We start from the raw sequence: 10,949 nt of genomic DNA on the forward strand, positions 1-10,949 counted from the left end.
AACCGTATTACAAACCACCGTTAGCGGTACTTCTCAATGAGCGATCGGAGATCGTCTGCTGCCTGCTCATTCTCGCGCCGCTCGTAGTGCGCTGCCAGCGCCGTCAGGTCAGCAATGGGTATGTAGCCATCGGGGACTTCGGACGGCTCCTCGGTCGTCTGCTGGCCTTCTCGCTCTAATACCTTTTCGTCCGAGAAGTCGGCGGGATCAAGATTAAGGTCGAACTTGTCACTGACATCCTCGATGCGCTGCTCGTCGAGATCGGGGCCAACAGGAATACGAATGCCAGCAGTCTCGAGATCGGCATCCTTCGGATGCACGCTGTCATCCACACGTGACAGGTGAACGGAGAGACCGTGCGTGCCTTTGAATTTCTCACCACAGTATTTGCAGAGCAGCAGCTCATGATCGTACTCTTTCGAGGTTGGAACGTTGAGTGTCAGCTCTTTTTGTCCGACCACTTCGAGGTCCTGCTTGTCCTGTTCCCACGTTTCTGGGACATCTTTGTGACCGCCGTGAGCTTCGTCACTCGATCGGTAGACGTGGAGGTAGAGGCCTCGAGAACGCTTCTCTTCGCCGCAGTACGGGCATTTGACGAGATCCTCGTCGTGTGTATGCTGTTGGTATTTGGCCTTCTCGCTCTGGTTCCCGCTCATTATACGTGTGTCTTCACTCTACGATATGATAAGCGTTTCTTAGAAAGTTTTCCTTATGACTTAGGAATTACATTATAGGAAACACTTATTATGACCTCAGCGAATTGTATTGGGGAGAGAGGAAAACTGGCTCTCTCGCCTTTCGGGGTCGGAATCCCCGGCGGAATCCCACCGCATAACGTCCGCACTAACACTCTCTACAACTTCTGTTAAGACGACAACTGGTCCACGAGTGGTTCGATTCCACTATGTCGCTTCCGAGCCTTAGCGCTCGGAGTGCCAGCGTAAGGCACACACCGTAGTTACCGCTTGGTTTGGGGAAACCACGCGCTCGTGGGGGTCGGCCACTCGCCATCCCCACTTTCTGAAATGAGGATTATGACCAGCCATGGCTACCAGAACATATATCAGATGGTAGCTCAGTATTGTTGATATGAACCGGCGAAAGTTCATTCTTGGGAGTGGTGCCGTGCTTACAACAACTCTGGCTGGCTGTAGCGGTGACGAGTCAGACTATGAAGAGGGGAACGGCGGAGACAATGGTAACGATGAGAACGGTGGTGACAATGGTGATGACGCAGAACCCACCGAGGATGATATCGTGATTACTGAACATGAGATGATCATCGAAGAAGGGGACTTCATGGACGATATCACGGTTGAAGGCGTCGTTGAGAACAACGGCGAAGAGATGGCGAATTACCTCGAGGTCACTGCCCGTGTCTACGACGAAGATGGGAACCAGCTTGACAGCTATATTGACAACACGAACGATCTTGATGCCGGTGGCTCTTGGGCGTTCGAGATTATGGTGCTTGAAGATGCCGAAGACGTCGACGATTACGATATCGCAGTTGAAGACATTACCTGGTAACACGCGAAAAGAAACTGTTTATTGTGGGAACGATCTATTCGTAATAACATAACACACCTATTTAGAGTGAGAAGTATATTCTAAATGTATTTATCAGTTCGAATCTCAATACATACGAATTATTGTAATCAGTACAGATTTTGACCTAATGGCTTTTCGAAGTAATCAGTTTCCGCCTCGTGGGTTTTAGGCCTAATGCCGGTTCAATTCCGGCTCGAGGTCTGAGCGTGGTGACACAAAATAGAGACACACCACCCTGTCCGCATAGTCCATAAGAAAAACAACATAAGAAAAATATAGAGAGAAACTTCATTACATGAACTCGAAATATTCCAGCTACCAGTCCAGCACCAGCACTACCAGCACCAACACCACCAGCAGCGGCAGCGACGACGGTTACGACCGCGATGCGCAGCTCAAGTGGAAGCCGAACGCCAGCTTCCGAGGCGTTCTCGACTCGGTGTACGCAGGTGACAACAAATGGGGACAGTCGCTCGGTATCAAATTCACTGACGGCAAGCTCGTCGACGGTGTGCTGATGGAGCGGTTGGACGAGAGCGGCGAAGCGGACGGTACGCTGAAGTTGTTTGCCTGGGAGCAGATGCCTGTCATCCTTGACGAGAGCCTGTCTGCTGACGATGCTCCTGACGTCTTCACGGAGGAGATCGTGGGTAAGACCTACAAGTACCAGCTCGTGGGTGCTCGAGTCGAGGGCGAAGAAAGCAGCGACCCAGAAGACACCATTGACTTTGGCGACTTCATCATGTGGGAAGATGGTGGCAAGAAGCCGTCGTCCACTGCAAAAGTGCTCGCTCAGATGCTAACGAACCTCGGTCGTGATTCGATCGTTGACCGCAACGACATCATGAACTGGTTGGCTGTCAACCGGATCGAGGCACGCGAGGATCTGCTTGGCCGAGAGCTTGAGGTGTTCAAAGTCGTCAAACAGGGCGACAAGCACGACTTCCACAGTCCAGTGGTGATTGACACCAAGACCGGTGAACAGGTTCGGATCGGGAACGGGGGCAGCTCGCCTGCTTCTTCTGAGTCTCAGAGCAACTCCCCAGAACCCGCCACAAAGGAGTCGTCTGTAGACACGAGTGATTTGGTGTCCGACCTTCCCGAACCAGTTGCTGACTTCATTGAGTTCTGCCAAGACTTCGGTCTCAGCGATGAGGATCAGATTCGGACGAACCTCACCGAGATGGCAGAAGAGGATGGAAACTCGCTGACCGGTGAAATGGTCGACGAAGTTGGCGAAGACGAGATCGTGGCGACGATCCTCGGATAGAAGCGACCCCTTCCCAGTTTGAAAATGCATGAAAGCGGTGGGAGAGAGACAGCGAGCGGCACACTTCATGAAATTAAAAGAACACACAGTTAGCTACGGTCGCAAAGTCATGCTCCAGCAGTACGAGCCGATTGATGTCCACGAGAGCGTTACCGTCCAGTTAGAGGAGGGCGATGATCTCGAAGGAGTGAGCGCTGAACTTGACACAGTAATCCGCGAGAACGTGGAGCGTCGGGTCCTGAAGCGCGTCCTTCAGAAGAAGATGGAAGACGAGAAGGACGATGACTGAAACTGAGAAACCAGAACTCTTCCAAGTACTTCAGGCAGCGCAGGACGGCGGATTAGTTGGCGAAGAAGAGACTGCATTGACAGTCTTCACGGCAATGATCCGTGGCGGCATGGTCATCATGAACGGCCCCTCGCGGGTCGGAAAGACCTTCACCGTCACGCGAATGAGTCGGGCAATTCCAGACAGCGATGTGTACGAAATGTCGACTACAATGTCGCCTACGGCATTGTACTACGCCGCTGATGAGATCAACGCCTGTCGGGTCCATATCTATCAGGACCTGGCGAGCCTTCCTGACCACATCGAAGGCGTCCTAAAGGCGAACGCCGAGGGGCTACCGGCCTCTCGAGAAGTCACCGACATTACGTCCGGCGACACGGTTCGCATGACGATCAATCCCCCAGACTGTATCATCGTGGGGATTGCGAGCGATAACGAGAAGATCGATCTCAACGACTACCCCGAGCTGCGAAATAGGGGCCTGATCGTCTCGTGTGACGCCAGCCAGGAACAGACCGAGCGTATTCTCGACAGTCAGGCTGACACGCTCAGTGGACTGAAGAAAATGCATCTGACTCCTGAGCAGCTGGCTGGTATTCACGAGTACGTCAAGGACATACCCATTTCGCGGTATGCTCGAGACGACTCTCTGGGAACCATTCTAAATATCCCTGGTGGTCGCCCACTTCGCGAACAGGACCCAGTTCCGACGCACTTCACGGAGGCGCGTGACGACTACATGAGGCTGAACGACTTCATTGAGTCCGTCACGCTGTTCCACTACGCCGATCGCATGGAGATCCTGCATGACGGTCAGCCTGCGTTGTTGGTTACACCAGCCGACGTCTGGCACGGGATGCGGATCTTCGGGAATCAGATGATTATGTCGGCACTCAACCTCAAGGAGATCGACAAGGTGATTCTCGAGTTCCTTCGCGAAGAGAAGTCGGCGTTCACGGTCTCGAAGATTCAGGCGAAGATCCGTGCTGACGGGTACAACGTGACCGATCGAGATGTCCACGGTGCGCTGAAATCGATGAAAGGGAAGGCGTACGTCGACGTGAATCAGGCAGATAACCCACAGACGTGGTACGCAACGGGATTCGCTTCTGTTGTTGACCACCCGGCTGCTGTGGACTACCAGGCACTCGTCGGTCAGACTGAAAAGATTGCTCGAGAGGTTCTCCCTGCCGGAGAAGCGGAAGAGTACATCTACCGGTTCTGTCGCGGCGAGGGGCTGATCGTCACCGATCCGATCAACGGCGAACAGGTGAACATCGTTGAGGATACCAGCTTCGCCGAGCAGCTTGAAGAAGCCGAAGAAGAACTCGATGATGTATTGAACACGCCTCTGTGGGGCACTGATGAGTCCGAGAAGGCGGATGACGAAGAAGAAAGGGAGGAAAATGAGATCGAACTTAGCGGCGACAGACCCCGGAGTGCCGATGTAACAGAGGCGACTGCTTTCGAGACGGTTGAAGGCAGCGAATCCGGGCAGGGAACACTGCTGTGAGCATGGATGAGCAAAGAATTGACGTCAGCAATTGGCGTCTGGTGTTCGACGTATCCACGCCGAGTAACAGCTCACCAGCGCGAATGCGATTCACCGGTTAAGATAGCAGCACAGTTGAAGAACGCAGAAGGAACAGACATCCCCCCGTTTGTGAGCGTGTATGGCTTCCCGGACGGACATACGACGGACGGCGCGATACCAGCCATTGATACGCTGTTCATTGACTTCGACATACCGAGCGGCGGCGAGTACCGCAGTTCGGACCCAGACCCACAAGCGTGGTATCGGGATATGTCGGCGCTCCTAACCCGTGTGAGGGAGGTCTGCCGCCTTCTCGAAACAGAAGGTTCGGCGAAACACTTCCGAGGTGCACTGTCGGGACACAAAGGCGTCCACCTGTACTTGGACTTCCCCGCACTCGATTCCCAGGAAGGGACAATGCGGCAGTTCAAGAGCGGCATGAGAACGTACTCTGACGAGCTAATCTCCTATCTCGAGTCAGAGACGTATCTTGATCTGGAGCCGTGGGTGGACGTTGACAGTAGCGACTTGGCCCGGCTCTGCCGGATGCCAAATACGCTGCATCTTGGGGCAACTCGATCCTTCAATGAAGATCGGTACTGCGTTCCCGTATCGATCAGAGAACTTGCCAATATCACACCTAATGAGTACGTGAAGCTCACTCGTTCACCGAGAGTTGTACCGGAAGACTGCCACCGTAATCCGTCCGAGAAGGCGGCCTCGATTCTTACTCAATATATTCGAGAGGCAAGCAGCGGACACTCGTTCAGCTCGAGTAACTATGATCCGAAGGCAGTCAAGCGGTACGAGAAGGAACAGAACGAGAACATCACGATCGACGACTTGCCCTTCCTGATGCACGGAAAGCCGTGTATCAGTGGATACAGAGACCGAGCTGATAAATTCAGCTACGGGGCGGCAAGTCACGCGATGGAATTAAACGTCATCGCCCATCTCACTGCGAAGAACGTCCCGATCGACGTGATCGTGGAGTTGTTTAGCGGCGACGATGAGTTCGATGAAGTATATACCCGAGAGCAGATCAAGAAGGTCATCGCACACAATTACAGCGAGTTCAATTGTGAGACGATCAAGGAGCAGGCTCCGATGTTCTGCGGGGAATGCGATTGTGAATATAGTAGCGAACCCGAGATAGAAGTCACTCGCGAATAGCGCCCTTCTCGCACATCTTCGCTATCACTACCTACACCTACATGAGTTACAACTTAACACCAGCACAGAGATCCGTCTACGAGCTACTCCCCGCGACCACCGCAGAGGTGGCCGACGGGTTGGGGATCTCCGAATCGACGGTGAGAGACCACTTGCGGGCTATCAACGCAGAGATTCCACTTGTGAATCGTGACAGTGTTAGATACCCAGCGACTGAGCTTCGAACGCTCGAGTCGCATCCGACTAACTACAACCGTCCAGCGAATCACGCTTCGAAGTCCGCACAGTCCAAAGCAGCAAATGCTCACCTTGGTGAGCTGAACGACCGCCTCGTCCGGTTGCTCAACCAAAGCCTCCCAGCAATTGCTGACGGTGGCCTCGAGTACAATCCCAGCAACGAAGATGTCGTAATTCACCGATCTGACGACCACATTGGTGCTGTCGTTGAAGACGAGTTCGGCAACGTAGTGTTCAACAAGGACATTGCTGCTGAGAGAATCCGGTCGGTCACTGATTCGGTGATGAACCTGATCGATCGGGAAGAGAAAGCCGATCGGAAGTTCGATACCGCTCATCTATTACTGGGTGGGGATACGGTGACTGGAGAAAACATCTACAGCCACCAGCCCCACGAGATCGATCTCACGCTCGACGAGCAGATCGACTTGGCCTGTGAGCTGTATCTCGAGCAGATCCGTCGTCTTTCCGCCCGGTTCCCGAGCGTTCAGGTGGTCTGTCAGCCTGGAAATCACGGCGAACTTCGTGCAAACGGGATGAGCCAGATGGCTAACGCTGACCAGATCGTCTACATGATGCTCGATCTCCTGGTCCGCGAAAGCGATATGGAGAACGTTACGTTCATTCGATCCGGCCCGACTGGATTCGTGAACTTCGAGATGCGCAACGGCAAGCATCGTGGACACCTGCGCCACGGACAGAACTGCCCGGCCCACATCGGAACGCCCAGTGCTCAGAACAAATGGCGCGGATGGCAGATGCAGCACCAGTACGATGTAGCCTACCGGGGTCACTACCACGAGTTCAAACTCGAGCACGTCATGAACCGTCCTGTTCTGATGTCTGGTTCGATCTGCCCACCGGGTGAGTATGAAGAGAGCCTGAGTGTGTGGAGCGAACCGGCGGCAACGATCCACGGCGTGACCGACGAGTACTCGCTGGCATGGCTGTACCCAGTACAGTTTGGACACGAACAACACAGCAAGACCGTAGATACAGAACTTCTGACTGCTGACCTCTAAGACTCACTACATAAGAGCTATTATCTACCACGACATGAAGACTATCAGTGAATCCGGTAACTCAGGAATCGAAGCAGGAAAAATCACCACGGGGTCGGCACTATGAAGACCGACAACGTGGCCGTTCGGGAAGCGGACGGAGTGTTCTACGCCTACTACATTGGCGAGGATGCCCCGCTTCTCGATACGGTAAGCGCCACTCGAGAGGGGGCAATCAGTGCTCTCTACAAAGAGTGGAAGCAATTCCGTCGTGTGGTCGACGGATCGGTCGAGACACACGGGGTGTCTCATGGGTGCTGACAACCACTCGACCTCTATTCCCACTAATTTCGAGGAGGTTGAAGGCACGCAGGCCAGAGAAATTGAGACGAACACCGGGGACCAGCGGGTCTACCATATGTGGATCGCCGAGGTTCCCGGTGCTGATCTAACGCCCACGTACATCTACATTCGGGCAGATTCACTGTCCGAGGCGTGGCTGAGAGCGCAGCACATTGGAATGGCGTTCGGTGTAGTTCATCCTGCCCAAGTTGAGCTGCACCCCGTCGAGCTGTACGTCTGAGAATAACCCCTGAGAGAAATCTACCTAACCCTACCCCTAAATCGAAAATGCACGTTGACCGACGCAACACCCGAGCGGACCACTTCGCAGTTACCGATGTTGACCTTCGCGGCGATGGAAGCCCCATCATGCTGTCGCTACCCGGTGGCACGGTCGTCTCAAAGACGATCGAGTACACGACCACGATGTGTCCAGAGTGCGAAGACCACGAGGGAGAGAACACGATTGCGGCCTGGACTGACGATCTTGGAGATGAAATTTGCCCGATCTGCGGATTCATCTGCAACGGGAACCGCAAGCAGATGTGGCCAGAAGACTTCAACTTCGGATCTCGAGGCGGATTTGAGGGAATCGATGCGCCCGCTCTGAACGATGCAGCACCGATGTACCCATCTGCTATCCCAAACAGAGATGGCGAATCTGAGGGAACGCTCGGCCCAGAATACGGACACAACTAATCTAAGACTCACTATGTTTGAAAGGCTTCAAGGTCTACTCGGAAAGGAATCGGTTGAAGAAAGCGTCTCCCCGGCAGACATTGCCCGAGATATCAACGCACTCCATCAGTCGATGGATGAAATGAAACAGTACTCGCTGGACACAATGACCTGGCTTGCAGATGAGCAAGAACGTCTCGAAGAAGAAGGTGAGACCGAGATCGCCGAAGAGCTTGACGATCTCATGCTGTACGTCCAGACCGTATTCCTTCGGATCGAGTACGGGGATCAGTCCGTTCGGCCAGACGCAGAAGAGAAAATCGAAGAGGCTGGTGAAAGCGTCGACGACGTTCTCGAGGCTGCCAACGATTCCGAGGGGAGCGAATGACTCGATACGTTCGGGAGACTCACCGTTACGACGGCGATGGTTTCGACGTTGATGGTCACATTATCGAGGTGCTCAGTCATTCGGAACTACACAGCCGCCTCACGGTACTGGTCGAGAAGGCGGACCCACAATTCGTTGTTGAAGAGACCGCCCCGCTTCCCGAACGAGTAAGTGACGACACTCAGGAGTCTCCTCAGAAGCTGATCTTCTTCTGTAACGCAGAAACGTCAGACGGAGAGCAGTGTACCAGAGAAGTTGAAGAGTGCGGAGATCGCTGCTGGCAGCATCTTGAGGGCGAAGAATGAACATCATCGTTCTTTCGTTCCTTGCAGCACTGTCTGTCGGCCTCCTCGTCGGTGCACTGTTCACCGTCCTTGACTTCCCAATTCCCGCGCCACCAACGTTTGCTGGCGTCATGGGCGTCATGGGGACTGTTCTCGGACTGTTCCTTGGACACCAGATATTGCTCCGGGTGATCGGATGACAACCTCGATTCCGTGGAGCGATGTGAAGACACTCAACGTTGACTTCGACCACACGATCACGGATAGGACAACTGACGAGTACCTGCCACCCTGTGAGCAAGAGCCGAACACTGATCTGATCGAGAAGCTGCACGACGCCTACTACGACGGGAAGACGATCATCGTCTGGACGGCCAGACCGTGGTCAGACGCCTCCCAAGTCGCCGGTATGCTGACTCTGTGGGACGTTCCATTCCACGGTCTCATGATGGCGAAGGGTGGCTCTGACTGCTATGTCGATGATAAGGCCATGCGACCGTACGAGTTCGTCGATCAGCCGTCAGAGCGTGATGAAGATCAGTGCCGGTTAGATGAGCTGTAACTGCTGAAACTCCCCGTAGCGCATGAAATAGGTGATGAAAGAGGGAGTCCCAACCATGCCAATACAAGAGATACACGAACCAGAGCCAACGCCAGATACAACGTGGGCCATTTGGATTCTCTACCCCGGTGTAGATGAAGACGATAAGCCGACGAAGTACACTGGCGTTGTAGACGTACTGAAACTCCCGAACGGGACAATCAAAATCGCACACCACGACGGCGTGGTGTCAGAACGCGGAGGAGAGATCATACGAATGCGCCAAGAGCACCTTGACTGACAGAAACATGAGTGACAACCACAAGACGGTAACTGAAATTCTGGAAGAAAGCGCAGAAACCTACAAGCTGAAAAACGCCGACTATGGCCGTTCCTGGCAGAACATCGGTCACGTCCTTCACACGCTTGCTAACGAGCAGCCAGTCGTTCTCGAGACACCAGAAGACTGGATTGCAGTTGGGCTATTCACCCGACGCCTGGACAAGATCGCTCGCAGCTTCAACATGGATCTACTCGATCATGATCCGAACTTCGAGAGAGCCGTGGACGCCGACGAAGACGAGTCAGTCTACGCGGCCATGCAAGCAGAGAACAAGTACGACAAGCAGCGCTTGGTAAAGAAGGCTGAGAAACACGTCTATGTCGTCGATCCCGAGCGCACGGAATCTGATCCGACTACTGAGTACGAAGAGGAGGACGAGTCATGAGCGCCGATCTCGATCAGATGATCGCTCGCGTCGACGAGCAAATCGGTGCGAACATGGCTGTTCTCTCTGTCTACAACCGATCAAAAGCCGATCGTGATTACCGAGCGTTGACGTTCGAGAAGGCGACCGGCGAGGCATTGCTGTGACCTTCTCGAACCGAGAGGTGCTAATTGAGGTACTGACACACGCTCGAGCGCAGCCACGTTGCATCATCGAGTTTACCACCGACGAGGATGGTGAGACGACGGTAGCCGACATCACGAATCACGTAAAGCAATTAGAGGAAATGAGCTGATGCACTGGATTACGTTTGACCATCCAATTGAAGGATCGCCCGTAGGATTCCGAACGTGGATCTACGACGATGAGACCGTGGCAGTGAACCCAGACGACTTGATGCTCGAGTGGGCGGTGGATGCCCCTGAGTATCTGGATGAGATCATAGAAGCACAAGGCGATGAGTCTTGGAAGGAGACAGCAGATGCCCGATCAGAGTGACGTGCTCGGGGATCTGCGCGAGAACGCCGCCGATGGCGAGTTGCCGTACATATCGAAGTCGCGTGTAACGACATACAAGACGTGCCCCCGGAAGTTCTACTATCAGTATGTGCTGGGGCTTCGGACCCCGGATAACTACTACACGAAGCGCGGTCGGCAGGTCCACAAAGCGTACGAGTTGTACTACGAGAACCTTCTCGAGCACTACGCCGACACCGGGGAGATCCCCGAGGATCTCACTGAGCTGTTGCCCGAAGACGTGTCGTTGTGGGCTGACTGGATCGAGCCGTACATCTCGAACTTCATAATGTTCGAAGAGGCACGGCGCGAAGCAGCTCCCGACGCCGAGTCATTCCTGCCAGTTGGAGTGGAAGCGGAGGGGTGGGACTGGGAACAGGCACCGCCGCTCATGGGTTACGCTGATGTAATCCTGAA

The 10,949-nt window shown here is 54.0% G+C and carries 19 protein-coding genes; 18 read left to right on the forward strand and 1 reads right to left on the reverse strand.

The features are described from left to right. Window positions 1–20 precede the first annotated feature (20 nt). On the reverse strand, window positions 21–656 hold the full coding sequence (locus RBH26_RS20795) for a hypothetical protein (RefSeq protein WP_306760279.1): 636 nt from the start codon (window positions 654–656) through the stop codon (window positions 21–23). Between the two features lie 433 nt (window positions 657–1,089). Here RBH26_RS20795 and RBH26_RS20800 point away from each other — a divergent pair, with 433 nt between their 5' ends. The 18 genes from RBH26_RS20800 to RBH26_RS20885 form a co-directional block, all read left to right on the forward strand. Continuing rightward, entirely contained in the window at window positions 1,090–1,530 is a 441-nt protein-coding gene (locus tag RBH26_RS20800) for an FxLYD domain-containing protein (RefSeq protein WP_306760280.1), read from the forward strand. A gap of 316 nt (window positions 1,531–1,846) precedes the next feature. Further along, window positions 1,847–2,821 carry a hypothetical protein gene (locus RBH26_RS20805; protein ID WP_306760281.1) on the forward strand — a complete coding sequence of 325 codons (975 nt, stop codon included), beginning with the start codon at window positions 1,847–1,849 and terminating at the stop codon, window positions 2,819–2,821. 109 nt (window positions 2,822–2,930) lie between these two features. Further along, window positions 2,931–3,110: a hypothetical protein gene (locus RBH26_RS20810; protein ID WP_306760282.1), complete on the forward strand. Its 180-nt coding sequence runs from the start codon at window positions 2,931–2,933 to the stop codon at window positions 3,108–3,110. Beyond that, complete coding sequence (locus RBH26_RS20815; RefSeq protein ID WP_306760283.1) at window positions 3,103–4,623, forward strand: hypothetical protein; 1,521 nt, start codon at window positions 3,103–3,105, stop codon at window positions 4,621–4,623. Before RBH26_RS20810 ends, RBH26_RS20815 begins: the two co-directional genes overlap by 8 nt. A gap of 6 nt (window positions 4,624–4,629) precedes the next feature. Then, window positions 4,630–5,817, forward strand: a complete 1,188-nt coding sequence (locus tag RBH26_RS20820; RefSeq protein WP_306760284.1) for a hypothetical protein — start codon at window positions 4,630–4,632, stop codon at window positions 5,815–5,817. A gap of 107 nt (window positions 5,818–5,924) precedes the next feature. Continuing rightward, the gene (locus RBH26_RS20825) at window positions 5,925–7,076 is read left to right on the forward strand and encodes a hypothetical protein (RefSeq protein WP_306760285.1); all 1,152 of its coding nucleotides are present in this window, start codon (window positions 5,925–5,927) and stop codon (window positions 7,074–7,076) included. A gap of 102 nt (window positions 7,077–7,178) precedes the next feature. Next, window positions 7,179–7,376, forward strand: coding sequence for a hypothetical protein (locus RBH26_RS20830; RefSeq protein ID WP_306760286.1), 198 nt, complete (start codon window positions 7,179–7,181; stop codon window positions 7,374–7,376). Further along, a complete protein-coding gene (locus RBH26_RS20835; protein WP_306760287.1) occupies window positions 7,366–7,638 on the forward strand; it encodes a hypothetical protein in 273 nt (90 codons plus the stop codon). The genes RBH26_RS20830 and RBH26_RS20835 overlap by 11 nt, the downstream gene beginning before the upstream one ends. Before the next feature lie 47 nt (window positions 7,639–7,685). After that, window positions 7,686–8,096, forward strand: coding sequence for a hypothetical protein (locus RBH26_RS20840; protein WP_306760288.1), 411 nt, complete (start codon window positions 7,686–7,688; stop codon window positions 8,094–8,096). Then, window positions 8,050–8,463, forward strand: coding sequence for a hypothetical protein (locus RBH26_RS20845; protein ID WP_306760289.1), 414 nt, complete (start codon window positions 8,050–8,052; stop codon window positions 8,461–8,463). The genes RBH26_RS20840 and RBH26_RS20845 overlap by 47 nt, the downstream gene beginning before the upstream one ends. Before the next feature lie 301 nt (window positions 8,464–8,764). Beyond that, entirely contained in the window at window positions 8,765–8,947 is a 183-nt protein-coding gene (locus tag RBH26_RS20850; RefSeq protein WP_306760290.1) for a DUF1427 family protein, read from the forward strand. Beyond that, entirely contained in the window at window positions 8,944–9,309 is a 366-nt protein-coding gene (locus tag RBH26_RS20855; protein WP_306760291.1) for a capsular biosynthesis protein, read from the forward strand. Before RBH26_RS20850 ends, RBH26_RS20855 begins: the two co-directional genes overlap by 4 nt. A 55-nt stretch (window positions 9,310–9,364) precedes the next feature. Continuing rightward, window positions 9,365–9,589 (forward strand): hypothetical protein, encoded by a 225-nt coding sequence (locus RBH26_RS20860; RefSeq protein ID WP_006065673.1) that lies wholly within the window; start codon window positions 9,365–9,367, stop codon window positions 9,587–9,589. A gap of 7 nt (window positions 9,590–9,596) precedes the next feature. Next, window positions 9,597–10,016, forward strand: a complete 420-nt coding sequence (locus tag RBH26_RS20865; protein ID WP_306760292.1) for a hypothetical protein — start codon at window positions 9,597–9,599, stop codon at window positions 10,014–10,016. Continuing rightward, window positions 10,013–10,162, forward strand: coding sequence for a hypothetical protein (locus tag RBH26_RS20870; protein ID WP_161569803.1), 150 nt, complete (start codon window positions 10,013–10,015; stop codon window positions 10,160–10,162). Before RBH26_RS20865 ends, RBH26_RS20870 begins: the two co-directional genes overlap by 4 nt. Continuing rightward, on the forward strand, window positions 10,159–10,311 hold the full coding sequence (locus RBH26_RS20875; protein WP_306760293.1) for a hypothetical protein: 153 nt from the start codon (window positions 10,159–10,161) through the stop codon (window positions 10,309–10,311). The genes RBH26_RS20870 and RBH26_RS20875 overlap by 4 nt, the downstream gene beginning before the upstream one ends. Continuing rightward, window positions 10,311–10,514 (forward strand): hypothetical protein, encoded by a 204-nt coding sequence (locus tag RBH26_RS20880; protein ID WP_306760294.1) that lies wholly within the window; start codon window positions 10,311–10,313, stop codon window positions 10,512–10,514. The genes RBH26_RS20875 and RBH26_RS20880 overlap by 1 nt, the downstream gene beginning before the upstream one ends. Further along, the coding region (locus RBH26_RS20885) for a PD-(D/E)XK nuclease family protein (RefSeq protein ID WP_306760295.1) at window positions 10,498–10,949 on the forward strand (452 nt) is incomplete at its 3' end. The genes RBH26_RS20880 and RBH26_RS20885, both read left to right, overlap by 17 nt.

The organism is Natronolimnohabitans sp. A-GB9 (assembly GCF_030848565.1).
GTDB lineage: Archaea > Halobacteriota > Halobacteria > Halobacteriales > Natrialbaceae > Natronolimnohabitans.

Coding starts and splice junctions, on each gene's coding strand:
- RBH26_RS20830 (WP_306760286.1), top strand. CDS start 7,179: ATGAAGACCGACAACGTGGCCGTTCGGGAAGCGGACGGAGTGTTCTAC.
- RBH26_RS20810 (WP_306760282.1), top strand. CDS start 2,931: ATGCTCCAGCAGTACGAGCCGATTGATGTCCACGAGAGCGTTACCGTC.
- RBH26_RS20805 (WP_306760281.1), top strand. CDS start 1,847: ATGAACTCGAAATATTCCAGCTACCAGTCCAGCACCAGCACTACCAGC.
- RBH26_RS20860 (WP_006065673.1), top strand. CDS start 9,365: ATGCCAATACAAGAGATACACGAACCAGAGCCAACGCCAGATACAACG.
- RBH26_RS20850 (WP_306760290.1), top strand. CDS start 8,765: ATGAACATCATCGTTCTTTCGTTCCTTGCAGCACTGTCTGTCGGCCTC.
- RBH26_RS20815 (WP_306760283.1), top strand. CDS start 3,103: ATGACTGAAACTGAGAAACCAGAACTCTTCCAAGTACTTCAGGCAGCG.
- RBH26_RS20870 (WP_161569803.1), top strand. CDS start 10,013: ATGAGCGCCGATCTCGATCAGATGATCGCTCGCGTCGACGAGCAAATC.
- RBH26_RS20800 (WP_306760280.1), top strand. CDS start 1,090: ATGAACCGGCGAAAGTTCATTCTTGGGAGTGGTGCCGTGCTTACAACA.
- RBH26_RS20795 (WP_306760279.1), bottom strand. CDS start 656: ATGAGCGGGAACCAGAGCGAGAAGGCCAAATACCAACAGCATACACAC.
- RBH26_RS20845 (WP_306760289.1), top strand. CDS start 8,050: ATGGCGAATCTGAGGGAACGCTCGGCCCAGAATACGGACACAACTAAT.
- RBH26_RS20835 (WP_306760287.1), top strand. CDS start 7,366: ATGGGTGCTGACAACCACTCGACCTCTATTCCCACTAATTTCGAGGAG.
- RBH26_RS20855 (WP_306760291.1), top strand. CDS start 8,944: ATGACAACCTCGATTCCGTGGAGCGATGTGAAGACACTCAACGTTGAC.
- RBH26_RS20840 (WP_306760288.1), top strand. CDS start 7,686: ATGCACGTTGACCGACGCAACACCCGAGCGGACCACTTCGCAGTTACC.
- RBH26_RS20880 (WP_306760294.1), top strand. CDS start 10,311: ATGCACTGGATTACGTTTGACCATCCAATTGAAGGATCGCCCGTAGGA.
- RBH26_RS20865 (WP_306760292.1), top strand. CDS start 9,597: ATGAGTGACAACCACAAGACGGTAACTGAAATTCTGGAAGAAAGCGCA.
- RBH26_RS20820 (WP_306760284.1), top strand. CDS start 4,630: ATGAGCAAAGAATTGACGTCAGCAATTGGCGTCTGGTGTTCGACGTAT.